Source organism: Verrucosispora sp. NA02020 (genome assembly GCF_013364215.1).
Classification (GTDB): Bacteria; Actinomycetota; Actinomycetes; order Mycobacteriales; family Micromonosporaceae; genus Micromonospora.
Genome location: NZ_CP054923.1, coordinates 1309012 through 1331782, shown reverse-complemented (window position 1 = coordinate 1331782; position 22771 = coordinate 1309012). Strand labels below are relative to the sequence as shown.

Genomic DNA, 22771 nt, shown 5'->3' with positions numbered 1-22771 from the left:
AGACCGGTCACACCGGTCCGTAGCAGGTGTGCGGCGCTCCGGTCAGCAGTGCCCAGTAGCGGTCGCCGTACGACCAGTGCCACCACTCGGTCGGGTAGTTGACCAGGCCCACGCCGGTCAACGCGTCGACCAGGATGCGACGGTTCCGGCGGGCCAGAGCACCGATCGTCGGCGCGGCGGTGAAGCAGGCGTTCCCGCTCGCCTCCGGGGTGGCGTCGACCGCCGTACCCATGTCGACCTCCACCCCGTCGGCGGTGCAGAGCGTCAGGTCCACCGCACCACCGGTGCTGTGCGGCGCCACCTCGACCGGTGAGACGAACTTCGTGGTCTCCTCGTACACCCGCTCCGGCGACCAGTCAGGATGCGCCCGCCGCAGCTCGTCGTGGTAGCCGGTGAAGATCTCCCACTGCGACCGGTACGGCCGGTACCCCTCGATCACCAGCAGGCGGAGCCCGTCTGGCAGGGCGTCCTGCGCGGCCAGCAACCGCTCCATTACCCCCTTGCGCAGTCGCGCGTACGCACCGTCGGGGTCGGCCGCCCGCCCGTCCAACCGCAGTTCCGGGATCCCGCGCAGGTCGACGAGAGGCTCGCCGTCGTCGGCACCGGGCACCGCCGCGACGCGCGGATCGCAGAGCAGGATCACGGCGCCTCCCCCGTGCCGCCGGGACGCTCCGCGTGCCGGCTGACCGCCAACGCGACCAGCCGGTCCACGATCTCCCGGTAGCCGACGCCGCTCTCCGCCCACACCTTCGGATACATCGAGTGCGCGGTGAAGCCGGGCATGGTGTTCAGCTCGTTCACGTACAGCTCGCCGGCTTCCTCGTCATAGAGGAAGTCGACCCGGGCCAACCCCCAGCCGCCGATCGCGGCGAACGCGCGCAGCGACAACTCCCGGATCCGCTCGGTCACCTCGTCCGGCAGCGAGGCGGGGACCACCATCGGGTCGCTGTCGCCGAAGTACTTCTGCCGGTAGTCGAACCAGCCGCCGCTGACCGTGACCTCACCGACCGCCGACGCCTCCGGGTGGCTCCCACCGAGTACGCCGCACTCCAGTTCCCGCGCGGTGACCCCCTGCTCCACGATGACCAGGTTGTCGTGCCGCAGCGCCTCCTCCACCGCCGCCGCCAGGTCGTCGCCGTCACCCACCCGGGAGATCCCGATCGAGGAACCCATCCGGGCCGGCTTGACGAACAGCGGCCGGCGCAGCTCGACCACCAGCTTCTCCGGGTCCTCGGCGGCCCGGTAGGTCGACGCGTCGAAGGAGACGTACGGCGTGACCGGCACCCCCTCGGCACGCAGCGCCCGCTTCATGGCCACCTTGTCCATGCCGACCGCCGAGGCGAGGATGCCGCAGCCCGCGTACGGCACACCGAGCGATTCGAGCAGCCCCTGCACCACACCGTCCTCGCCGAACGGGCCGTGCAGCACCGGGAAGACCACGTCCAGTTCGGCCTGCACCGCACCCGGCGGGTCCGCCGCGGTGACCAGTGCCGTGCCACGCCGCCACCCCGCCCGCAACTCCACGGCCGGGCCGGTCACCGTGAACCGGTCGTCGATGGCCCGTTCCCCGCCGGTGCCGTCCAGGAACTGACGCAGCACGTCGTCCGGCATCAGCCGGAACCGACCGCTGCGGGTCACCCCGATGGCGACGACCCGGTACCCGCCACCGGACAGCGCCCGCGCCACCCCGAGCGCCGAGGCGCAGGAGACGTCGTGCTCCGCCGACGGCCCACCGAACAGGACCCCGATCCGTACTTCCGCGCTCATACCGCCGCCCCGCTCGCTCATGCCGCCACTCCTTGTCTGGGCAGGACCGGGGTCGCCAGCCGGGCGACCAGGTCCGCTTCCACGTTTCCGCCGGTCAGCACCACGCCGACCGTGCGCGGTCGAGAGCCGCTGCCCGGTGCGGCGGTGCCGGCGACCACCCGCGTCGCGCCGTCGGCGGCGAGACAGAGGGCACCGGCCAGACCGGCCGCTCCGGAGGGCTCGGCCAGCACCTTCAGCTCCATCAGGAGCAGCCGGAACGCTGCCGCGATCTCCTCGTCGTCCACCCGGACCACCCCGCGCAGGCGGGTGCGCAGGATGTCGAAGGGCAGTTCGCCGACGCAGGACGGCCGCAGCCCGTCGGCGATCGTCGGCGCCGGCCGGACCGGCGTCGGTCGACCGGCGACCAGGCTGTGCGCCAGGGAGTCGCAGCCGACCGGCTCCACGCCGTACACGTCGATGGGCCGGTCGGACGCGGCCAGGCAGGCACCGGCGACGCCGCCGCCCCCACCGACCGGCACGATCAGGGTGTCCAGCGGTGTGCCCGCCCGCTCGGCGTCCTCGATCATTTCGAGACTTGCGCTGCCCTGCCCGGAGATCACGTCCGGGTGGTCGTACGCGTCGACGATCGGATGACCGGTCTCGTCGCTGATCCGGCGCGCGACCGCCAGCCGTTCCTCCACGGTGGAGCCGACCAGGACCACCCGGGCACCGGCCCCCCGGGCCCGCGCCACCTTCGACGGCGTCGCGTCGACCGGCAACACCACCGTGGCGGCCATGTCGTGCCGGCGCGCCGCCAGCGCGACCGCGACCGCGTGGTTGCCGGTGCTCTGCGCGACCACACCGGTGTGCCCGGCGGCGGCGAGCCGCCCCACCGCGTACAACCCGCCCCGCATCTTGTACGAGCCACCGGTCTGCAGGTTCTCCGCCTTGAGCAGCACCCGCGCCCCGACCAGGCGGTCGATCACCGGGGACCGCAGCAGCGGGGTACGCAGCACCTGGCCGTCGAGCCACCGCGCCGCCGCCGTCACGTCGACCGAGGGCCGACCGGGATCGGCGGGTTCGGGCGGATCGGTGTGGAACATGTCGTCTCCCTTGTCGATTCGATCGGCGATCGGCGAGCCGGCAGGTCGAACAGCCAGGTCGCACGTGCCGCCAGCAGCGCCCGGTGCAGGCCGAGGCTGAGCGCCAGCACCAGGACGGTGAGCGAGAACGGGTAGCCGAAGGCCAACGCGAGCCGGGCGGAGTCACCCAGGTCGGCGATGGGCTCGGCGATCATTCGGTGCAGGAGGGCCAGCACCGGCATGTGGATCACATAGATCGGCAGCGTCTGCCGGCCCAGCGCGGCCAGCGGCTCGCGGACCAGCGGCCACCGGGCCAGTTGCACCGCCAGGGCGATGCCGGCCAGCACCGCGACGACCGAGACCAGCGGCGTCACCCCCGGCAGCCGCCCGGCACCGGTCACCCGCACGGCGGCCAGCACGGCGAGGTATCCGCCGACCGCCAGCAGCAGACGTCGACCGGTCACCGCCGCCGACCACCGCCGCACATGGCGACGCAGGTGCAGGCCGGCGAGGAAGAACACCAGGTTCTGGTAGAGCCCGCCCCGGTTGCCGGGGGTGTCGAGCAGCCCCACCGCGGCGACCGCGCTCAGCGCGCCCGCCGCGGCCAGCAGCAGCGCCGGGTGGACCCGGCGCAACGCCTTGGCGAGTACGAAGTAGAGCGCCAGCGCGTACAGGTACCAGAGGTTGGACGGGCTGACCGTCAGCTGTGCCAGCAGTTCCCCCGGGCCGGTCGCCCGGTCGGTCGGGAAGTCCGGCGCGAGGGCCAGCAGGGCGGTGTGGATCAGCAGCCAGACCGCGTACAGGTAGAGGAACCTGGCGATGCGCGGACGGCCGACGGCCCGCCACGGCCGTTGCACCGCGGTGGCCGCGAACATCCCGGAGATGGTGAAGAACAGCGGCATCCGCATCGGCAGCAGCAGTTCGCCGAACGTCCCCCAGGCCCCCGCCACCGGCACGTCCAGCCGCCAGTCGATCTGGAGGTAGTCCTTCATGATCACGTGCCAGAGCAGGACCAGCAGGATGCAGCCGCCCTTGGCGACGTCCGCCCAGTCCCACCGTTCGCCGGCCGGGCGGGCGCCGGTGACGGGCGCGAGGTGGTCACGGGTACGCACCGGGGTGCTCCTCTCCCACGCGGTGGTGACGTTTTCGGGCATGCCGAGGGACGGGACGTCGCGGAATGTGCGACCCCGTGGATCGGGTCGTGGTGACCGGAAGGGCTCAGGGCACGTGCGGAAGCTGGACGTCGACCCGCAGTCCGCCGTACTCGGCGGGGCGGGCGGCGATCAGTCCGTCGTGCGCCTGGGTGATCGAGCGGGCGATGGCCAGACCGAGACCGGCACCACCGCTCTGGTTGGTGCGGTCCCGCGCCAGCCGGCGGAACGGCTCGAAGAGCCCGGCCACCGCCTCGGCCGGCACCACCTGACCGGTGTTGACCACGGTCAGCGCCGGGTTGCGGCCGACGGTGACGCTGATCGCGCCACCCTGGCGGTTGTACTTGATCGCGTTCTCCAGCAGGTTGGTCACCAGGCGCTCCAGCAGCACGCGCTCACCCATCACGGTCCGGGGCTCCAGGTGGGTGCTGACGGTCACCCCGGCCTCGGTGATCCGGTCCTGGTACGCGGCCAGCACCTCCGTGACGATCTCGTCGAGGCGCTGCGGCAGGCGGGAACGGAGCCCCTGGTCGCTCTCGCTGAGCGCGAGCAACCCCTCGATCAACCGTTCGTTGCGCTCGTTGGTCTCCAAGAGCTGGTCGGCCACCAGCTCCATCTGCTCGCCGCTGAGTGACCGGGACAGGCCGACCTCGATCAGCGTGCGCTGCACGGCCAACGGCGTCCGCAACTCGTGCGAGGCGTTCGCGGCGAACCGCCGTTGCCCCTCGTACCCGGCGGCGATGCGCTCCATCATCTCGTCGATCGACCGGGCCAGCCGGGCCACCTCGTCGTTGCCGCGCATCCGGATCCGGTGACCGAGGTTCTGCGGCCCGGCGTGCGAGATCGGGCCGGCGAGGTCCCGGACCGGTCGCAGACACCAGCCCGCAGCGACCCAGACCGCCGCCACCGCGAGCAGGAACACCACCAGCCCCAGCAGCGACAGCGCGACCCCGCCGAGGCCCCGCGCCGGCTCGCACACCAGCCCGCTGCCGGACAGCCCGCTGTCGCAGAGACCCCGGACCCGCCACCACAACTCGCTCGTGACGGACACGGTCAGTCCCGGCAGGGCGTACCCGGCGATCAGGGCGACCACGCCGACCAGCACGATCCTGCGACGCGGGGTCACGACGCCGGACCGATCCGGTAACCGGCCCGAGGCACGGTGTGGATCACCTGAGGCGTACCGAGCTTCTTCCGCAAGGTCATCACGGTCACCCGCACGGTGTTGGTGAACGGGTCGGCGAACTCGTCCCACGCCTGCTCCAGCAGCTCCTCCGAGCTGACCACCCGCCCGTCCGCACGCATCAACACGTGCAGTACGGCGAACTCCTTCGGGCTCAGGCCGACCGCCCGGCCGTCCCGGGTGACCGAGTGCCGGGCCACGTCCAGCGCCACCCCGTGCTGCTCCAGCACCGGCGGCACCGCCGCCGCCGACCGCCGACCGAGCGCGTGCACCCGGGCGACGAGTTCGGCGAAGGCGAACGGCTTGGTGAGATAGTCGTCGGCCCCGAGTCCGAGACCCTCCACCCGGTCGCGGATGCCGGCGGCGGCGGTGAGCAGCAGCACCCGCGTACCCGAACCGGACCCGGCGAGACTGCGGCACACCTCGTCACCGGTGTGCCCCGGCATGTCCCGGTCCAGCACCGCCACGTCGTAGCGGTTCACCCCGATCCGCTCCAACGCGCCGTCACCGTCGTAGCAGACGTCCACCGCCATCGAGAGCCGCCTGAGGCCCTCGGCGACCATGTCCGCCAGCAGCCGCTCGTCGTCCGCCACCAACACCCGCACGCTCTTCGCCCCCGTGATCCGTCGTTGCCGGGCATACGTTCGCAGGCGGAAGATAAGGGTTTCGTAAGCGCCCGCCGCAGCAATACTCCACGTCCACGACGTCACCACAAATCAGCACGGGCACAGCCGGTCACCACGCGCCTGAACAGCACGTACGTCCCACTCTCCCCCCACCCCCGTAACAGAGAGTGAGCCACACCACCCTCCCCCACCCGCCCCCGTCGTCGCGTCGCCGTCGTCGTCGCCGTCGGTCGCCGTCGTCGTCGCCGCGTCGATCATGGAGTTGGGGCTGCACTTATGGAAGCTTTTATCCTTATTTGCGATCGCCACGATTCCATGATCGACGCGGACAGCCGTGGGGCCGCGAGTTATCCACAGCGGCCCGGTACGTCGTCCACAGGGGCGGACGGCAGCCGGGGTGGGCCGGGACAGTGGCGAGATGACAGAGCGACTGATTCGTTACTCCGAGTTGTTGGCGACCGGGTGGAGTCGAGGTCAGGTGCGGGGGCAGATCGCACAGGGGGCACTGCTTCGGCTGACCCGAGGTGTCTACGGGCCTCCCGCCGCCGCCGACGACCACCTCAGGGCGATCTTCGAACGTCTGCCCGACGGCGCGGTGGCGGGGTTCCACACCGGTGCGATGCTGCACGGCTTCGGGGATGCCCGGTCGACCAGGTGCCACGTCATCGTGCCGGCGGGTTCGGTCGTGCCGCAGATCCGTGGGGTCGTGGCGCATGAGTCCGTCGTGCCGGTCCGCGATCCCGTCCGGATCCGCGGACTGCCCTGCGCTCCGGCCGCGCGATGTGCCGTCGATCTGGCGAGATCACTCCGGCGGACAGAAGCCCTTCCGGTGCTGGACCTCTGTCTGCGGGCGACAGCCTGCCGGCGCGACGATCTCCATGACGAGCTCGGGCGCCATCGGGGACTGCGTAACGCCCGCCAGGCACGGGACCTGATCGGCCTGGCGGATCCCCGGTCGGAATGCCGGCAGGAGAGTCAGTTGAGACTGATTCTCGTGGACGCTGGACTACCGGCCCCGGAGCCTCAGCTCTGGGTGCACGACCGGTACGGCATACCGCTGCACCGGATCGACCTGGCCTACCGCAAGCGTCGGATCGGCATCGAGTACGACGGACAGTCCCACCTGACCCCGGAGCTCCTGCACTACGACCGTTCCCGGTCGAACTGGCTGGCCGGTCAGGGTTGGCGGATGCGCTACTTCACCGCCGACGACCTCTACCGCCGCCCCACCCACATCGTCACCACCATCCACCACCTCCTCGCCCCCTGAACTCCCGAACCCCCTGCCCTGGGCACCCCAACGCCTTCCCCCACCCTCCCCACTCCGCAACGGCCCCGCACGCAGCCGCACCGGCAGCCGCGATCATGGAATTGCGGCACTCCGAAAAGGGGCGAATACCCCAGGATCGCAGCCTCAACTCCATGATCGACGGGCAGGAGAGGGCGGGATCGACGGGCAGGGAGACGGGTGGGAGGGTCAGCGGCTGTCCAGGAGGGGTTGGGTGGGGTTCCAGGGTGGGCCACCGGCGGCGTCGCGACGGCGGCGGGCGATGGCCGACAACGCTTCCAGCACGACCCGGTTGCCGAGGTAGGCGGTGATGTCGGCGTGGTCGTACGGCGGGGCGACCTCCACCACGTCCACCCCGACCACGGGGAGTTCGTAGCAGACCCGGCGGACCGCGTCGAGCAACTGCCGACTGGTGAAGCCGCCCGGTTCGGGGGTGCCGGTGCCGGGGGCCATGCCCGGGTCGACCACGTCCACGTCGACGGAGAGGAAGACGCCCTCGCACTCGTCGGTCGCGATGTCGAACGCCTCGGTGAGGCAGTCGTCCAGGCCACGGGCCACGATCTCGGTCATCTCGTAGGAGCGCATGCGCTGCTCGGCCATCCAGGACAGGGTCGACGGGCCCGGCCAGTAGCCGCGCAGGCCGATCTGGAGGAACCGGTCGCCGCGTACCGCGCCGGACTCGATGAGTCGACGCATCGGCTGGCCGTGACCGTGCAGCGAGCCGAACTCGATGTCGCCGGTGTCGGCGTGCGCGTCGAAGTGCACCAGCGACACCCGGCCGAGACCGTGGTGGCGGGCCACCCCGGTGGCGTCGGGCTGGGCGATGGAGTGGTCGCCGCCGAGGACCACCGGGATCGCACCGGCCGAGGCGACCGCGTACACGGCGGTTTCCAGCGCGGACAGCGACCGTTCGATGTCGCCGGAGAACATCTCGACGTCACCGGCGTCGTAGACGCACAGGTCGCGCAGCGCGTCGACGCGCAGCGCCAGGGAGGGGCGGGAGCCGTCGTGCGGCAGATAGCACGCCTGCCGGATGGCGGACGGGCCGAACCGGGTGCCGGGGCGGTGCGAGGTGCCGCCGTCGAAGGGCGCGCCGATGATCACGACGTCGGCGTCGGCGTACGTGACGGGCTCCTCGATCGTGCAGGGCGGTACGCCGAGGAACGTCACGTCGGGGCCGTACATCGGGCCGTACCGGGTCATCGTTCCGCCATTCCCCACGGCGAGCCGTAGGCGGTGAGTAGGTCGAGGAAGGGCTTGGGCGGCAACGCCTCCGGTCCGAGCACCCCGCTGCCCGACCACACGCCGTCGGCCAGCAGTTCCAGGGCGACCACCGGGTTCACCGCGGTCTGCCAGACCACCGCCTGGTGGCCGTACTCGCGCATCGACCACTCGTTGTCGACCACGTGGTAGAGGTAGACCCGGCGCGGCTCGCCGTCGGTGCCGATACCGGTGACGTACGTGCCGGCGCAGGTCTTGCCGCGCATCCGGTCGCCGAGGGTGGCCGGGTCGGGCAGGCAGGCGGCCACCACGTCGCGCGGCGACACGGAGACCGGGCCCACCCGCACCGGCGCGGTCGAGGAGAGACCGAGTTTGTGCAGCGTCCTGAGCACCTCGATGAACTCCGCGCCGAGGCCGTACTTGAAGGTGACCCGCCTGGCCGGCACCCAGCGCGGGATCAGCAGCACCTCCTCGTGCTCCACGTTGACGCACTCGACCGACCCGATCCCGTCGGGGAACTCGAAGACCTCCGGCTCACTGAACGGCTCGGTGGTGAACCAGCCCCGGTCGGCCTCCCAGATCACCGGCGGGTTCAGGCACTCCTCGATGGTGGTCCAGATGGAGAACGACGGGGCGAAGTCGTAGCCGTCGACGGTCAGGTTCGCGCCGTCGCGTACCCCGATCTCGTCGATCTCGCGGAACAACTCGTCGGCGGCGTACCGGGCGAAGACGTCGGAGAGGCCGGGCTCGACACCGATGCCGCAGAGCGCCAGCCGCCCGGCCTCCGTCCAGCGGTCGGCCGCCGCGAACTGCGCGTCGCCGAGCATCACGCCGGTCTCCTGGTAGGGCCGGGTCGGATGCGGGCGGGACAACGACATCGCCATGTCGAGGTAGTCGGCGCCGGCCGCGTACGCCCCGTCGAAGATCGGCATGACGAAGCGTGGGTCGACCGCGTTGAGCACGTGGGTGATCCGGTGTTCACGGCAGAGTGCCGCGACCGCCTCCGCCGAGGCGGCGTCGACCCCGGCGGCGACGAAGCGGTCGTCCCGGCCGGCGACGGCCCGCGCGGCGCGGGTCCCGTCGTGGTCGGCGACCACCATCGTGTCGAAGAAGGCACGTCGGGCCGCGATGGCGACGACGGCGGAACCGACGCCTCCGGCCCCGATCAGCAGCACACGCATCACGAGTCGAACCCCAGACCGAAGCGATCGAGCGTACGGAGCCACAGGTTGCGCCGCCCCTGTCGAGCGTCGGCCCGGGCCATGGACCAGCGGGTGAGCCCGATGCCGACCGCGCGGGCCGGTTCGGGCGGGAACGGCAGCGGCCGGCTGCGGACCAGGTCGAGCCGGGTCAGCGGGCTGTCCACGCCGTCGAGCAGGTCGAGCATCACCCGGGCACCGAACCGGGTAGCCCCGACGCCGAGCCCGGTGTACCCGGCCGCGTACGCGAGCCGACCGGAGTACGCCGTGCCGAAGAAGGCGCAGAACCGGGTGCTGGTGTCGATCACCCCGCCCCAGCGGTGGCTGAACCGGACGTCGGCGAGCTGCGGGAAGGTGGTGAAGAAGTGGCGGGCGAGGGCGGTGAAGGTGGCGTCGCGCTGGTCCAGTGCCGGCGTCATCCGGTTGCCGTAGTGGTAGATCGCGTCGTAGCCGCCGAACAGGATCCGCCCGTCGTCGGTGAGCCGGTAGTAGTGGAACTGGTTGCCGGTGTCGGCCAGTCCCTGCCGGTTACGCCAGCCGACGGCGTCCCGCTGCGCGGGCGTCAACGGCTCGGTCGTCAGCGCGTAGTCGTACACCGGCACGATCCAGGTGCGCAGGCGGCGCAGCAGCGGCGGGAACGCGTTGGTGGCCAGCACCACCTTGGCGGCGCGGACCGCCCCGGGGCTGCCGTCGGCGGCGACGGTGCGGGCCAGCAACGCGTTGGTGTCCCGGTGCAGGCCGGTGACGCGGGTGTGCTCGTGCACCCGTACGCCGAGGTCCACGCAGGCCCGGCGCAGTCCCCAGGCCAACCGCGCCGGGTCGAGCATCGCCACCCGGTCACGGTCCCACAGTCCGCCGAGGTACGTCGGCGAGTCGACCTCGGCGCGCACCTCGTCGGCGTCGAGCAGGCGCACGTCGTGCCCGTACCGTCCGGCCAGCGCGGCGTCGGCGGCCAACCCGTCGAGCTGGTACGGCTCGACCGCCACCGACAGTTCGCCGGTCCGCGCGAAGTCGCAGTCGATCCGGTGCTCCGCAACGGTGTCGGCGATGGCGTCGAGGTTCTCCCGGCCGAGCCGTTCCAGCGTCTGGATCTCGTCCGGGAACCGCTGCACCCCGTTGGCCAGCCCGTGCGTCAGCGAGGCGGCACAGAACCCGCCGTTGCGTCCGGAGGCCGCCCAGCCGCAGGTCCCCGCCTCCACCAGCAGCACGTCCCGCGCCGGGTCGGCCTGCTTGGCCAGCAGCGCCGCCCACAGCCCGCTGTAGCCGCCCCCGATCACCACCAGGTCGGCGGTGGTCGGGCCGGGCAGCGGCGGCAGCGGGTCGGGCCGCTCCGGCCGGTCGAGCCAGTACGGTGCGCGGACCGCGTCGGCGAGCGCCCGGCCGGCGGATGGCCCGGTCATGACCGGCTTGTCGCCCGGGGAGCCGGCACCGCGAACGCCGCCCGGCGGGCCCGTCGGCCCCGCAGCATGCTGGCCAGCACCAGCAGCAACGCGATCGCGAACATGGCCGTACCGATGACGTTGACCTGCGGCGGGATGCCCCGCTGGGCGGCACCCCAGACGTACATCGGGAACGTGACGGTGGTGCCGGAGTTGAAGTTGGTGATGATGAAGTCGTCGAAGCTGAGCGAGAACGCCAGCAGTGCGGCGGCCACGATGCCGGGCAGCACCAACGGCAACGTGATGCGGCGGAACGTCTGCCACTCGCTGGCGTAGAGGTCCATCGCGGCCTCCTCCAGCCGCCGGTCCATCCCGGCCAGCCGCGCCTTGACCGTCACCACCACGAACGACATGCAGAACATCACGTGCGCGATGACGATGGTCCAGAACCCCAGCGGCACCCCGCCGGCGACGAAGAGGGCCAGCAGCGAGGTGCCCATCACCAGTTCCGGCGTGGCCATCGGCAGGAAGATCAGCACGTTGAGCCCGGAGCGTCCCCGGAACCGGTGCCGGACCAGCGCGAACGCCATCAGCGTGCCGAGCGCGGTGGCGGCGACGGTGGCGATGAAGCCGATCTGCACGCTGCGGACCACCGCGTCGCACATGTCGGAGGTGGCGCACGGGTTACGCCAGTTGTCGAGCGTGAACGCGTGGAAGTCGTACGAGAGCCGGTTGGAGGGGCGGTTGAACGACAACGCGCCCACCACGGCGATCGGCAGGAACAGGTAGCCGAGCACCAGCAGGGCCACGCCCATCACCCAGTGCTGCGCCCACCACCGGGAGAACCTGGTCATAGGACCTCCTCCGTGCCGGCCCGACGCAGATAGACGAAGACCACCGCGAGGATCGCCGACATCAGCAGGAACGACAGCGCCGCGCCCTGCGGATAGTCCAGCCGGACCAGGAACGCCGAGTCGATGACGTTGCCGATCATGTACTGGTTGGGCGTACCGAGCAGTTCGGCGTTGATGTAGTCGCCGGTGGCCGGGATGAAGAAGAGCAGCGTCCCGGCGATCAGGCCCGGCATCGACAACGGCAGGGTGACCCGACGGAACGTCTTCAGCGGGCTCGCGTACAGGTCGCTGGACGCCTCCAGCAGCCGGTGGTCGAGCCGCTCCAGGCTCGCGTACAGCGGCAGCACCAGGAACGGCAGGAAGTTGTACGTCAGGCCGAGCACCACCGCGATCGGGGTGGCCAGCAGCCGTCCGTCCGGACCGAGCAGGTGGACGTCCCGCAGCAGCCCGACCAACCAGCCGTTGTCCGACAGGATGGTCTTCCAGGCCAGCGTGCGCACCAGGAAACTGGTGAACATCGGCGCGATCACGCAGACCAGCAGCAGGTTCTTCCACCGGCCGGCCTTCTGCGCGATCGCGTACGCCAACGGGTAGCCCATCAGCAGCGCCAGCACCAACGCGATGCCCGCGTACAGGAACGAGCGGCTGAACTGGGGCCAGTACGCCTGCAACGCCGCCGGGTAGTTCCCGAAGGCCCAGGTCATCGCGTACCCGGTGGAGAGCGTGCCGTTCGGGTCGTAGAGGCTGGCCGCCGCGAGTTGCAGCAACGGCAGGGCGAAGAAGAGGAACAGCCAGGCCGCACCCGGCAGCAGCAACAGGTACGGCAGGAGGCGGTACCGCCCTGATCGGGCAGCCGGCGGCGGCGACGCCGGCTGCCCGGAGCCGGTGGGTACGTGAGCCAGCGCGCTCACGCCGTGCCCTCGCGTCGCTGGCTCATGAGGACGCACCGACCGGCTCGTCCAGGACCGGAGTGGTCCGGTCCTCCTCGTCGGCGCGGCGCCCGAGCAGGAAGGCGTGCTGCGGATCCCAGTACGCCACGGCCCGCTCGCCGACGGCGAAGCGCTGCTGCGCCCCGCTGTTGGCGACGAAGACGCTCAGCTCGGTGCCCCATCCGGTGCGCAGCAGGTACTGCGTGCTCACCCCGACGTAGGAGGCGTCGGTGACGGTGCCTTCGAGGTGCTGGTTACCGGCCGGCACCTGCACGGCGGCGCCGACCAGGTGCAGCTTCTCGGGGCGTACGCCCAGGAAGACCGGACCCTGGTCGGTGCGGGCCCGCGCCGACGGCACGGAGAACCGCGCGCCGTGCGCGGTGACCAGGAGGTCGCCGCCGTCGGTGCCGGAGACCTCGCCCGCGATCAGGTTGGACTGGCCGAGGAAGTTGGCCACGAACGCGGTGGCCGGGAACTCGTAGATCTCGGCGGGTGGGCCGAGCTGCTCGATCCGCCCGGCGTTCATCACCGCGACCGTGTCGGCCATCGTCATGGCCTCCTCCTGGTCGTGGGTGACGTGTACGAAGGTGATGCCGACCTCGGTCTGGATGCGCTTGAGCTCGATCTGCATCTGCCGACGCAGCTTGAGGTCGAGCGCGCCGAGCGGCTCGTCCAGCAGCAGCACCTGCGGGTGGTTGATCAGCGCGCGGGCCAGCGCGACCCGCTGCTGCTGCCCGCCGGAGAGCTGGGCCGGGCGACGCCGTTCGTACCCGTCGAGCTGCACCAGCGACAGCATCTCGCGGACCTGCCCGTCGACCGAGCGGATGCCGCGCCGCCGCAGGCCGAAGGCCACGTTCTCGAAGATGTCCAGGTGCGGGAAGAGGGCGTAGCTCTGGAACACGGTGTTGACCGGCCGCTTGTACGGACGCAGCCGGGCGATGTCCCGGTCACCGAGCAGCACCTGCCCGCTGGTCGGCTCCTCCAGCCCGGCGATCATCCGCAGCGTGGTGGTCTTGCCGCAGCCGGACGCACCCAGCAGGGCGAAGAACGAGCCCTGCGGAATGGTCAGGCTCAGGTCGTCGACGGCGGTGAACGGGCCGAACGTCTTGGTGAGGTCGGCCAGCCTCAGGTCACCGGCCGGAGTGTCCCGCGCCATCGTCACGCTCCGATAACCTGCTGGAACTTGGTCTCGTACTCGCGTTCCTGCTGCTCGTCCAGGGCCATGAAGACGCGGGCCTTGGAGAGGATCGCCTCGTCCGGGAAGATCAGCGGGTTGGCGGCCAACTCCGGGTCGATCTTCTCCATCTCCTCCTGCGCGCCCTGCACCGGACAGATGTAGTTGACGTACGCGGCGAGCTGCGCGGCGATGGCCGGCTCGTAGTAGTGGTTGATCAGGGCCTCGGCGTTGCCCTTGTGGGTGGCCTTGTTCGGCACGAGCATGTTGTCCGACCAGAGCGTCACACCGGAGTCGGGCACCACGAACTTGATCTGCTCGTCGTCGAAGCCGAGCTGGATGATGTCGCCGGACCAGCCGATGCACGCCGCGATGTCGCCCTTGGCCAGGTCGGGGGCGTAGTCGTTGCCGGTGAAGCGGCGGATCTGCCCGGAGTCGACCGCCTTCTTGAGCTTGTTCAGGGCGTCGTCGAACTGGCTGGCGGTGAAGTCGGCCGGGTTGTGGCCGTTCGACATCAGCAGCAGGCCCATGGTGTCGCGCATCTCGGTCAGCGCGGTCACCTTGCCCTTGAGGTCGGCGCGGGTGAGCAGCTCGTCGACGGTCCGGATCTCCCGGGTGACCCGCCCGTTGTACGCCAATCCGGCCAGGCCGGACTGCCACGGGACGGCGAGGTGGTTGTCCACGTCGAAGGGACGGTTCCGCAGCGACGGCAGCAGGTTCGCCTCGACGTTGGGCAGATTCGACTTCTCGAGCCGCTGGATCCAGCCGAGCCGGATCATCCGGGCGGCCATCCAGTCGGTGAGCACCATGACGTCCCGCCCGGTGCCCTGACAGGCGGCGAGCTGGTTCTGCACCTTGCCGAAGAACTCGTTGTTGTCGTTGACGTCCTCGGAATAGGTCACCTGGATGCCGGTGTCGGTGACGAACTTGTCGAGGCTGGGACGCTTCGACGCGTCGTCGTCATCGACGTCCATGTATTGCGGCCAGTTGGAGAAGGCGACAGTCTTCTCCGTGCCGGACAGGTCCTCGCTGACACAACCGGCCTCGGTCTGCTGCGCGCCGGGGGTGCCGCAACCGGCGAGAGTGCCACCCGCCGCGAGCAGCGCGGCCGAGCCGAGGGTGCCGGTGAGCAGACCACGCCGAGTGAGGGGCCGGTAAGCGTTTCGCATGTGACGACTCCTACAGGTCATCGTCGGCGGCGGGACGGGGGTGGGCGCGCCGACGGGAGGGTCAATGGCGATGGACGACTGATCCTGACATGAGGAAACCTCGCTCACAAGGGATTCCGTAGCCGCAATAGCCGTGGACGACGAATTACGCCAGACTGCGCGGTGGCGTTAGGCTCAGCGCCGTGATGGACATGGGGAGCGCTCGATGACGAACCGGCAGCAGGACAACGGCACCGGCGGACGCCGGGTCAGCGTGCGGGAGGGCGCCAGCCACGTGCTGCTCGACGACGTGGCCAAGCAGATCATCGAACAGCTCCAGCAGGACGGCCGTCGCCCGTACGCGACCATCGGCAAGGCGGTCGGGCTCTCCGAGGCTGCGGTACGTCAACGCGTACAACGGCTGCTCGACGCCGGGGTGATGCAGATCGTCGCGGTGACCGATCCGCTCCAACTCGGCTTCCCCCGCCAGGCCATGATCGGCCTGCGTACCGACGGCGACCTGGAGAGCGTCGCGGACCGAATCGCCGAACTCGACGAGGTCGACTACGTGGTGATCACCGCCGGCTCCTTCGACCTGCTGGCCGAGGTGGTCTGCCGCAACGACGAGCACCTGCTGGAGATCCTGCAACGCCTGCGCGCGGTCTCCGGCGTGCTCTCCACCGAGGCGTTCGTCTACCTCAAACTCCGCAAGCAGACCTACAGCTGGGGCACCGCCTGATCATGCGCCGCGCGCGCCTCCGCCCCGTGCGCCCTCGCCCCACCCGCCCGCGCCCCACCCGCCCCGGCCCCGCGCGCCCCCGCCCCACCGCGCGCCCCCACCCACTCGCCCTCGCGCCCTCGCGCCCTCGCGCCCTCGCGCCCTCGCGCCCTCGCGCCCTCGCGGCGATCATGGAGTTGTGGTCGCGGAAACGCGCCGATCGCCCTGGTTTGTCGCTGCCACAACTCCATGATCACCGTGCGGGGAGGGCCGCGCGTGAGGCGCGGTGCCGTGCGGGGAGGGCCGCGCGTGAAGCGCGGTGCCGCGCGGCGAGGGCCGTGCGGGAGGTCAGCGCGGGGGTGTGGTGAGGAACGCGCGCCAGGCGTCGGGAGCGAAGGTCAGGGTGCCGCCGGCTCGATCCTTGCTGTCGCGCACCAGGACCCGGCCGGGCAGGTTGTCGGCCACCTCGACGCAGTCGCCGCCGTTGTTGCTGCTGCGGGTGGCGGTGCGCCAGCGGGCGTCGGTCATGTCCATGTCGTCGCCACTTCCCTGATCAGCTCGATGGACCGGCGGCGGGGCAGCGCCTCACCGGTGACGCTCTCCCATCTCGCGCCCAGGCTAGCAAGGTCGGCACGCTCGGTCACCACCTGACCGCGCAACTGATTGTCCAGATAGGCCGGCTCACCGCCGTCCGGCGTCCGGGCCAGCACGAACGGCCCGGCCAGGCCGGTGTGCCACGGATTCTCCGCCGGGATCACCCGGACCTGCACGTGCTCCCGCTCGCCCCACTCGGCCAGGTGGAGCAGTTGCCCGGCCATCACCGCCCGGTCGCCGCCCACCCGCCGACGCAGCACCACCTCGTCGATCACCGCCACCAGTTGCAGCGGCACCTCGCGCTCCAGCACCCGCTGCCGGGCCAGTCGCGCCGCCACGATCTCCTCCACCTGCGTCGGCGCCACCAGGCCGCCGGTCGCCAGCACCGCTCGGGCGTACGCCTCGGTCTGGAGCAGGCCCGGCACGAGCAGCGGCTGGTACGACCGCAGCGAGCTGGCGATCTGCTCCAGTTGGGCCCACTCCTGGAACCAGGGCATGTCCCGGCGACGGTGGGGCTCCGGCCAAAGTTCCTTCGACTGGCATCCGAGGACGGCGGCGACGGCGGCCCGGGTGCCGGGATGCGGGGTACGCCCGTCGGCCACCCAACGGCCCGCCGTCTTCGGGTCGACGCCGACCTTCCCGGCCAACGACTGAGCCGTCTCACCCTTGTCCGCCATCGCCAACCGCAGTGTCTCGTTCATCTGCCGACCTCCGTCCACGCGTCACGTTGCGCCGCACGCTAGACACTCTGGGTGGCGCTGTCCGCCCGGTCTCGGCGTGTTGCGGGCGGGACTGTTTCGCGCATCTGAGGTGCGACCGAGATGCCCCTCGAATGCCCTGGACAGGACGCACTACCCGACGCCCGCCATTCACCTCCACCACCCACCTGCGGGCGAGGCGGGTCCGGTGGCGGGAGCGGGCGGGGCAGGCCCGCCGACGCGGAGGTCGCCGGCCGGCGCCGGTTCGGCCATCACATCGCGAACATGGACCTTGGAAAGTTTCCGTTAGTAGATAACGGAAACTGTCCAAGATCTCGACTGATCGACAGTGAGGCACCTGACCTCCCACCAGCCGCGCGAAGATCAGTGGGACCCGACGAGCTGACGCGCCGGACCCGCAGGAGGACGCCGCAGGGCAGTGGCGATGCGGAATCCGTTGCACTTAGTCGGATAAGCTCGCTAAATCCGTTGCATCGAGGCGTAAGTTCAACCGATTGCACTTGCCTCGCGGCGGCGGGCTGTGGGATAACCGTGAGCAGAGCGGCCGGTGAACCCCTGACCGGCCCGAGACCCGATGGGGCTGACATGGCGAACGCCACCGACCACCTCTGGATGCACTTCACCCGGATGGCGAGCTACTCCGCAGGCGAGGTACCGACGATCGTGCGCGGCGAGGGCGCGTACGTCTGGGACTCGCAGGGTCGCCGCTACCTGGACGGCCTCGCCGGGCTCTTCGTGGTCAACGCGGGCCACGGTCGCACCGAGCTGGCCGAGGCCGGCGCCAAGCAGGCCGGGGAGTTGGCGTACTTCCCGCTCTGGTCGTACGCCCACCCGACCGCCGTGGAGCTGGCCGAGCGGATCTCGGAGCTGGCCCCGGGCGACCTCAACCGGGTCTTCTTCACCACCGGCGGGTCGGAGGCGGTCGAGGCGGCCTGGAAACTGGCCCGGGCGTACTTCAAGCGGGTCGGCAAGCCCACCAAGCACAAGGTGGTCAGCCGGTACATCGCCTATCACGGCACCTCCATGGGCGCCCTGTCGATCACCGGGCTGCCGGGCATCAAGACGGACTTCGAGCCGCTGGTGCCGGGCGGGATCAAGGTGCCGAACACGAACTTCTACCGGGCTCCGGAGCACGGTGACGACCCGGTGGCGTTCGGTCGCTGGGCCGCCGAGGAGATCGGACGGGCCATCGAGCGGGAGGGGCCGGACACCGTCGCGGCGGTCTTCCTGGAGCCGGTGCAGAACTCGGGCGGCTGCTTCCCACCGCCGCCCGGCTACTTCGAGCGGGTCCGCGAGATCTGCGACGCGTACGACGTGCTGCTGGTCAGCGACGAGGTGATCTGCTCGTGGGGTCGGCTCGGCGAGTACTTCGGCGCGACCCGTTACGGATACCAGCCGGACATCATCACCACCGCCAAGGGCATCACCTCGGGGTACGCCCCGCTCGGCGCGATGATCGCCAGCGACCGCCTGATGGAGCCGTTCCTCACCGAGACCGGCATGTTCGCCCACGGGGTGACCTTCGGCGGGCACCCGGTCTCCTGCGCGGTGGCCCTGGCCAACCTGGAGGTCTTCGCCCGTGAGGACCTCGTCGGGCACGTACGCGCCAACGAGGCGGCCTTCCGGTCGACCCTGGAGAAGCTGCACGACCTACCGATCGTCGGCGACGTCCGAGGCGACGGCTACTTCTACGGCATCGAGCTGGTCAAGGACAAGACCACCCGGGAGACCTTCGACGAGGCCGAGTCGGAACGGCTGCTGCGCGGCTTCCTGTCCAGCGCGTTGTTCTCCGCCGGGCTGTACTGCCGGGCCGACGACCGGGGGGACCCGGTGGTGCAGCTCGCCCCACCGCTGATCGCCGGGCAGCAGCAGTTCGACGAGATCGAACAGATCCTGCGCGGCGTACTCACCGAGGCCTGGACCAGACTCTAGGAGGCGGTGGTGGCCTACCAGGACCTGTCGTACTGGCTGTCCACCGTGGACGAGCCGTTGACGCCACGCCCGCCGCTGGCCGGTGACACCGTCGCCGACGTGGTCATCGTGGGCGCGGGCTACACCGGACTGTGGACGGCGTACTACCTCGCCGAGGCCGAGCCCGCCCTGCGGATCGTGGTCCTGGAACGCCAGGTGGCCGGCTTCGGCGCGTCCGGGCGTAACGGCGGCTGGTGCTCCGCGCTGCTGCCCACCTCGCTGACCGCGTTGGCCCGGCGGCACGGCCGGGACGCCGCGATCGCCATGCAGCACGCCATGCACGACACGGTCCGCGAGGTCGGCCGGGTGGTCGCCGCCGAGGGCATCGACTGCCACTGGTCGTACGGCGGCACCGTGGTGTTGGCCCGGAGCGCGCCGCAGGTACAGCGCGCCCGGGCGGCGGTGGCCGAGGCGCGGCAGTTCGGTTTCGGCCGGGAGGACCTGGACCTGCTCGGTCCGGCGGAGGCCGTCGCCCGGTGCGGTGCCACCGGGGTACGCGCCGCCACCTACACGCCGCACTGCGCGGCCGTGCACCCGGCGCGGCTGGTCCGTGGCCTGGCACGTGCCGTCGAACGCCGGGGCGTCACGATCCACGAGCGCACCCCGGTCACCGAGATCCGGCCCCGCGCGGCGGTCACCCCGGCCGGCACCGTACGCGCCCCGGTGGTGATCCGGGCGACCGAGGGCTACACGCCGGCGCTGACCGGGCACCGGCGGGCCCTCGCCCCGGTCTACTCACTGATGATCGCCACCGAGCCGCTGCCCGACGAGACCTGGGCCGAGATCGGGCTGGCCGAGCGGGAGACGTTCTCCGACCACCGGCACGTCATCATCTACGGCCAACGCACGGTCGACGGCCGACTCGCCTTCGGCGGGCGGGGTGCCCCGTACCACTTCGGCTCGCGGGTCCGGTCCGACTACGACCGGGAGCCACGGGTCTTCGCCGCCCTCCGCCGTACGCTCGGCGACCTCTTCCCGACGCTCGGTCCCGACGTGCCGGTCACGCACACCTGGGGCGGTCCGCTCGGGGTGGCCCGGGACTGGGCGGCCTCGGTCGGCTACCACCGGGCCGACGGGCTGGGCTGGGCCGGCGGGTACGTCGGCGACGGGGTGGGCACCAGCAACCTCGCCGGTCGTACGCTGGCCGACCTGATCCGGAACGAACCGACCGAGCTGACGCGCCTGCCCTGGGTCAACCACCGCTCGCCCCGCTGGGAGCCGGAGCCCCTACGTTGGCTCGCGGTCAACGCCGGCCTCCGCCTGATGCTCTCCGCCGACGAACGCGAGTCCCGTACCGGCCGGGCATCCCGCCGCGCCGCCACCTTCTCCCGCCTCCTAGGCCACTGACCCCCTCCCCCGCCCCCTCCCTCCCCGCCTCCCGCCCCGCCTTGACGCGTTGATCAAGAAGTTTGGTCGGCCCAGGCGCCCAAAAATCAGCGCAAACTTCTTGATCAACGCCACCGGGCGCCGCCGGGCGCGGGCGGGCGCCACCAGGCGCGGGCGGGCGCCACCAGGCGCGGGCGGGCGCCACCAGGCGCGGGCGGGCGCCACCGGGCGCGGGCGGAGAGCGCAGCGTGGAGAGCGCGTGAGGGTGGGTGCGGGGGTCAGTGCGTGGGGGGGATTACGCGGAGGTGGCCGCGCCGCGAGGAGGTGGTGGGGGGTGCGGCCTGCTGGGTCTGGTCGTCCTGCGGAGGGCGGGGCGCCGGGCGGGCGGCTTCGCGGACCGCCTCGGCGAGCGCGACCAGGTCGTCGGTGGTGGGCGGCGGGGGCTCGAACTCGCCCTCGTGCCGGACCACCTCCCAGCCGCGCGGTGCGGTCAGGCTCCGGGCGTGCGGCTCGCACAGGTCGTACGTGTGCGGCTCGGCGAAGGCGGCGAGCGGACCCACCACGGCCGTCGACTCGTTGTAGACATAGGTCAGCGTGGCGACCGCTTGCCGGGGGCAGCCGTTACGGGAGCAGCGCCGTGGTGACCTCACGGGCGCAGGGTATCCCCATTACCGGGTCCGGCGCACCGGTTCGCGTTACGACACGCCCGTCTTGGTGATCACATTTCGGCCCGGGGCGCGGCGCGCCAGGTGGCGGCGCTGATGCGGGCGGGGGCGCGGTGGCGGCTACCCTTTGGCTCATGACGAGTCCGGAGAACCGCCGCCCCGGCCCCGGCCGGCGGGCGCACCGCGACCGGCACGGGCGCGGTCTGCGTGGGCGGCTGGTGCCGGCGACTGTGCCGTTGGCGCGCACCAAGGCGGAGATCTTCGACGACCTGGTGCTGGACACCGTCGAGACGCTGGAGCGTCGCTTCGCCAAGGAACTCGCCGGGGTGGAGTTCGCCGTCGAGGACGTCCCGCCGGATCTCAACGTCTATGACACCGACGTGCTGGAGGACGGCGAGGTGCCGTTGGCCCGACTGCTGCCGGGTCGGCCGGGACGTCAGGAGGTGCCACCTCGCATCGTGCTGTACCGCCGCCCGCTGGAGTTCCGGGCCATGGACCGCGAGGATCTCGCCGACCTGGTGCACGACGTGATCATCGAGCAGGTGGCGAACCTGCTCGGCGTCGACCCGGACGAGTTGGCCTGACCCGGCCGCCGTGACCCCCCACGGCACATCGTCACCCCCGGGGCGGGACGTCCCCCGACCGTCCCTTCCCGACGACTCAGGCTGCTCGCCGCTTGAGCTTGCGCCGCTCACGCTCGGAGAGCCCACCCCAGATCCCGAACCGCTCGTCGTGGCCGAGAGCGTATTCGAGGCATTCGGTCTTGACCTCGCACCGCGAGCAGATGCGCTTCGCTTCGCGGGTCGAGCCGCCCTTCTCGGGAAAGAACGCCTCCGGGTCGGTCTGCGAGCACAGCGCTCGCTCCTGCCACTCCGGCGCGTTTCCGAGCAGGTCGGCCGCCTCGAGCTGGCCGTCCATCAATTGCCTCCTTGTCGCGCACCGGCGCCATCGCCGCTGCAACCCCCCACGCGAAAGGCGTGCTTGTCCGTCCGGTCCCGTTATGATGCGGTTCGTGCGAACAACCCCATTCAAATTACACGCGTGTAATGCGTGCGGCGTCAAGCCAAACTTGATAATGGAGTCGCCCTCCCGACACGCACCCGGTCTCGCCCTGCCCTATCGATTCAGACCCCGGCCGAGTAACGCCCTCTCCGGCGAGTTGCCCGAGTTTTCTCCCGTGGCGCACGGCCCGGGACAGCGGTGATCACACCCCGCGCCGGCCTCCGGAAGGCCACCCGACAAGATCGGTTGATCTTGACCCGCAAGATTAGCCCGACTTCGTCGGGACCGCCCGTCCACCGGGCATACGACGATCGCGCCCCGTCCACATCGTGGACGGGGCGCGGTCGTGAGACAGTCGGCGCGGTCAGTCGGAAGTCGCGGAAAGGCTGGTGGGCCACGTGAATTCGGAGACCACACCACCGGCCACCCGGACCGTCCCGGCAGGCGTATCGTCGTCCCACCAGACGGTATAGGTACCTGCCGGTAGGTCCGGGTAGACCGCACTGTGGAAGGTACCGTCCAGGACCTGCCGCTCGCGTACGGCGGAGTGGGTCCGCGGCTCGTCGTCGTGGTCCGGGCGGCTGACCTCGATTTCCCGACCGAGCAGGTGACGTCCGGTGTGCACGATCAGGGCACCGGTCTCCCCGCCCAGGTCAAGCACAACAGTCGCGCTCCCCGTCGGACCGTATGTGTGCACATGCCCGCTCATGCCGACCCTCCGCTACGCTCCGCGCCGGCACGAGGGCCGACCGCACCGATGATTCGCTCGCTCATGCCGTCCTCCGCTGCGCTCCGC

At 71.2% G+C, this 22771-nt stretch carries 23 protein-coding genes; 5 read left to right on the top strand and 18 right to left on the bottom strand.

Annotation, left to right across the window (positions count from 1 at the left end; all coding sequences use genetic code 11):
* Nucleotides 1–7: 7 nt before the first annotated feature.
* The 6 genes from HUT12_RS05760 to HUT12_RS05740 all read right to left on the bottom strand — a co-directional run bounded on the left by HUT12_RS05760 (nt 8) and on the right by HUT12_RS05740 (nt 5767).
* Nucleotides 8–643: a M15 family metallopeptidase gene (locus HUT12_RS05760; RefSeq protein ID WP_176092718.1), complete on the bottom strand. Its 636-nt coding sequence runs from the start codon at nt 641–643 to the stop codon at nt 8–10.
* Nucleotides 640–1788 (bottom strand): D-alanine--D-alanine ligase family protein, encoded by a 1149-nt coding sequence (locus tag HUT12_RS05755; protein WP_254876727.1) that lies wholly within the window; start codon nt 1786–1788, stop codon nt 640–642. Before HUT12_RS05755 ends, HUT12_RS05760 begins: the two co-directional genes overlap by 4 nt.
* Nucleotides 1785–2849, bottom strand: a complete 1065-nt coding sequence (locus HUT12_RS32685; RefSeq protein WP_254876726.1) for a threonine/serine dehydratase — start codon at nt 2847–2849, stop codon at nt 1785–1787. The genes HUT12_RS05755 and HUT12_RS32685 overlap by 4 nt, the downstream gene beginning before the upstream one ends.
* Entirely contained in the window at nt 2792–3940 is a 1149-nt protein-coding gene (locus tag HUT12_RS32680; protein ID WP_254876725.1) for an acyltransferase, read from the bottom strand. The genes HUT12_RS32685 and HUT12_RS32680 overlap by 58 nt, the downstream gene beginning before the upstream one ends.
* Nucleotides 3941–4046: 106 nt before the next feature.
* A complete protein-coding gene (locus tag HUT12_RS05745) occupies nt 4047–5105 on the bottom strand; it encodes a HAMP domain-containing sensor histidine kinase (RefSeq protein WP_131056883.1) in 1059 nt (352 codons plus the stop codon).
* Complete coding sequence (locus HUT12_RS05740; protein WP_176092717.1) at nt 5102–5767, bottom strand: response regulator transcription factor; 666 nt, start codon at nt 5765–5767, stop codon at nt 5102–5104. Before HUT12_RS05740 ends, HUT12_RS05745 begins: the two co-directional genes overlap by 4 nt.
* A gap of 1000 nt (nt 5768–6767) precedes the next feature.
* On the opposite strand from HUT12_RS05740, the gene HUT12_RS32675 reads away from it, so the two are divergent.
* A complete protein-coding gene (locus HUT12_RS32675; protein ID WP_236146019.1) occupies nt 6768–7058 on the top strand; it encodes an endonuclease domain-containing protein in 291 nt (96 codons plus the stop codon).
* A gap of 207 nt (nt 7059–7265) precedes the next feature.
* On the opposite strand, the gene speB is transcribed toward HUT12_RS32675, so the two are convergent.
* The 7 genes from speB to HUT12_RS05700 are packed head-to-tail and all read right to left on the bottom strand — an operon-like array spanning nt 7266 to nt 15001.
* Nucleotides 7266–8279: an agmatinase gene (gene speB, locus HUT12_RS05730; RefSeq protein WP_131057183.1), complete on the bottom strand. Its 1014-nt coding sequence runs from the start codon at nt 8277–8279 to the stop codon at nt 7266–7268.
* Nucleotides 8276–9478, bottom strand: coding sequence for a saccharopine dehydrogenase family protein (locus HUT12_RS05725; RefSeq protein WP_176095660.1), 1203 nt, complete (start codon nt 9476–9478; stop codon nt 8276–8278). Before HUT12_RS05725 ends, speB begins: the two co-directional genes overlap by 4 nt.
* Nucleotides 9478–10896 carry an FAD-binding oxidoreductase gene (locus tag HUT12_RS05720; protein WP_131055482.1) on the bottom strand — a complete coding sequence of 473 codons (1419 nt, stop codon included), beginning with the start codon at nt 10894–10896 and terminating at the stop codon, nt 9478–9480. Before HUT12_RS05720 ends, HUT12_RS05725 begins: the two co-directional genes overlap by 1 nt.
* A complete protein-coding gene (locus tag HUT12_RS05715) occupies nt 10893–11729 on the bottom strand; it encodes an ABC transporter permease (RefSeq protein WP_131055484.1) in 837 nt (278 codons plus the stop codon). Before HUT12_RS05715 ends, HUT12_RS05720 begins: the two co-directional genes overlap by 4 nt.
* Nucleotides 11726–12640 (bottom strand): ABC transporter permease, encoded by a 915-nt coding sequence (locus tag HUT12_RS05710; RefSeq protein WP_131055486.1) that lies wholly within the window; start codon nt 12638–12640, stop codon nt 11726–11728. Before HUT12_RS05710 ends, HUT12_RS05715 begins: the two co-directional genes overlap by 4 nt.
* A gap of 22 nt (nt 12641–12662) precedes the next feature.
* Nucleotides 12663–13814 carry an ABC transporter ATP-binding protein gene (locus HUT12_RS05705; protein WP_176092716.1) on the bottom strand — a complete coding sequence of 384 codons (1152 nt, stop codon included), beginning with the start codon at nt 13812–13814 and terminating at the stop codon, nt 12663–12665.
* Nucleotides 13815–13816: 2 nt separating this feature from the next.
* The gene (locus HUT12_RS05700; RefSeq protein ID WP_176092715.1) at nt 13817–15001 is read right to left on the bottom strand and encodes a spermidine/putrescine ABC transporter substrate-binding protein; all 1185 of its coding nucleotides are present in this window, start codon (nt 14999–15001) and stop codon (nt 13817–13819) included.
* 205 nt (nt 15002–15206) lie between these two features.
* Here HUT12_RS05700 and HUT12_RS05695 point away from each other — a divergent pair, with 205 nt between their 5' ends.
* Nucleotides 15207–15719 (top strand): Lrp/AsnC family transcriptional regulator, encoded by a 513-nt coding sequence (locus HUT12_RS05695; RefSeq protein WP_131055490.1) that lies wholly within the window; start codon nt 15207–15209, stop codon nt 15717–15719.
* A gap of 327 nt (nt 15720–16046) precedes the next feature.
* Here the strand turns inward: HUT12_RS05695 and HUT12_RS05690 are convergent, their stop codons facing one another.
* Both HUT12_RS05690 and HUT12_RS05685 read right to left on the bottom strand, forming a co-directional pair.
* Nucleotides 16047–16232: a DUF397 domain-containing protein gene (locus tag HUT12_RS05690; protein WP_176092714.1), complete on the bottom strand. Its 186-nt coding sequence runs from the start codon at nt 16230–16232 to the stop codon at nt 16047–16049.
* Nucleotides 16223–16993: a helix-turn-helix transcriptional regulator gene (locus tag HUT12_RS05685; protein ID WP_176092713.1), complete on the bottom strand. Its 771-nt coding sequence runs from the start codon at nt 16991–16993 to the stop codon at nt 16223–16225. The genes HUT12_RS05690 and HUT12_RS05685 overlap by 10 nt, the downstream gene beginning before the upstream one ends.
* A 603-nt stretch (nt 16994–17596) precedes the next feature.
* On the opposite strand from HUT12_RS05685, the gene HUT12_RS05680 reads away from it, so the two are divergent.
* Both HUT12_RS05680 and HUT12_RS05675 read left to right on the top strand, forming a co-directional pair.
* The gene (locus HUT12_RS05680) at nt 17597–18943 is read left to right on the top strand and encodes an aspartate aminotransferase family protein (protein WP_131056637.1); all 1347 of its coding nucleotides are present in this window, start codon (nt 17597–17599) and stop codon (nt 18941–18943) included.
* A gap of 6 nt (nt 18944–18949) precedes the next feature.
* Nucleotides 18950–20329, top strand: coding sequence for an FAD-binding oxidoreductase (locus HUT12_RS05675; protein WP_176092712.1), 1380 nt, complete (start codon nt 18950–18952; stop codon nt 20327–20329).
* 257 nt (nt 20330–20586) lie between these two features.
* On the opposite strand, the gene HUT12_RS05670 is transcribed toward HUT12_RS05675, so the two are convergent.
* Nucleotides 20587–20958, bottom strand: coding sequence for a DUF3499 domain-containing protein (locus HUT12_RS05670; RefSeq protein ID WP_176092711.1), 372 nt, complete (start codon nt 20956–20958; stop codon nt 20587–20589).
* A 149-nt stretch (nt 20959–21107) separates the two neighbouring features.
* On the opposite strand from HUT12_RS05670, the gene HUT12_RS05665 reads away from it, so the two are divergent.
* Nucleotides 21108–21557: a metallopeptidase family protein gene (locus HUT12_RS05665; RefSeq protein ID WP_117229420.1), complete on the top strand. Its 450-nt coding sequence runs from the start codon at nt 21108–21110 to the stop codon at nt 21555–21557.
* A 76-nt stretch (nt 21558–21633) separates the two neighbouring features.
* On the opposite strand, the gene HUT12_RS05660 is transcribed toward HUT12_RS05665, so the two are convergent.
* Both HUT12_RS05660 and HUT12_RS05655 read right to left on the bottom strand, forming a co-directional pair.
* The gene (locus HUT12_RS05660; RefSeq protein ID WP_013731688.1) at nt 21634–21891 is read right to left on the bottom strand and encodes a WhiB family transcriptional regulator; all 258 of its coding nucleotides are present in this window, start codon (nt 21889–21891) and stop codon (nt 21634–21636) included.
* A gap of 448 nt (nt 21892–22339) precedes the next feature.
* Nucleotides 22340–22684 (bottom strand): phospholipase, encoded by a 345-nt coding sequence (locus HUT12_RS05655; protein ID WP_131055612.1) that lies wholly within the window; start codon nt 22682–22684, stop codon nt 22340–22342.
* Nucleotides 22685–22771 lie beyond the last annotated feature (87 nt).